General features: G+C 41.7%; 1 protein-coding gene and 1 pseudogene. Both read left to right on the top strand.

The window, feature by feature from the left end:
• Positions 1–90: 90 nt before the first annotated feature.
• Entirely contained in the window at positions 91–285 is a 195-nt protein-coding gene (locus OQH61_RS09435) for a hypothetical protein (protein WP_266027180.1), read from the top strand.
• A 9-nt stretch (positions 286–294) separates the two neighbouring features.
• Positions 295–870, top strand: a pseudogene (locus OQH61_RS09430) (hypothetical protein); the annotation flags it as partial.

Below are 870 nucleotides of genomic sequence, written 5' to 3'. Positions count from 1 at the left end.
TATAGCCCTCAAGCTTGAAAAATAACCGAACTTGCCCTCTGCTTTGCAGGGGGTAGGCGGGTATTATACCATAAATACAGAGGTAAGGCAATGAAAAAACAGACTTTAAGCGCAAAGATGGCAGCAAGGGGTATGAAACTGCGCACTTGGGCGAAATCTAAGGGCTTAAGTGAGAAAGACATAGGATTGCTTAATCAGCTCTCCTATGGGCTTATACAAGGTAAGCGCGGCAGAGGCAAAGAGCTTAAAGAAATGCTTGAATCTGATGGATTTAGAATCGCATAGGGGCGCATAATGGGACAATGGGTAAGTAGTAAAGAGTTTGCTACACAAAATAGTTGTGAATATGAGGCTTTGAAAAAAGCTTGTGTTCGTGCCTATAAACGTGGTAAAAAAATTTGTAACTTAAAGTTCCAAAAAATATACTTTAAATATGCAAATGGACATATCGGTGGCAATGCTGGCAAAGTTTTGCGTATTTGGAGTGAGCCATTTGAGAGCGAAGCAGCAGCCCTTGCCTTTGTGCAAGCCCACGCCAAAGAGCAAACAGAGGCATTTATATCACCCGCCCACACAGCGTATTTGCGCTTTACGAGGGATACAAACTCCACACTCCAAAGCCATATCAAAGCACAAAGCTCTTCAGAGATTACAACACTTACAACACCGCGTGAAATAGGGGCTTTGAACGAAAATAACAAAGCATTTATATCATCATCAGAATCTATGCACTTGGGCAAAAGCACAAATACATATGCAAGTGATGATAGAGACACTGATGATGTTCTAAGTGCTTTGAAACAAGAGCGCTACACGCACAACTTGAGCGCGTTTGATAAAGCAAGTCAAAAGCATAAAAACATCGCTTTG

This window comes from Helicobacter sp. MIT 21-1697 (assembly GCF_026241255.1).
Taxonomy (GTDB): Bacteria; Campylobacterota; Campylobacteria; order Campylobacterales; family Helicobacteraceae; genus Helicobacter_C.
This window is presented reverse-complemented; position numbering and strand designations above follow the sequence as displayed.

Bases quoted from the DNA above. Each gene is read 5' to 3' on its own strand.
- OQH61_RS09435 (WP_266027180.1), top strand. From the start codon at position 91: ATGAAAAAACAGACTTTAAGCGCAAAGATGGCAGCAAGGGGTATGAAA.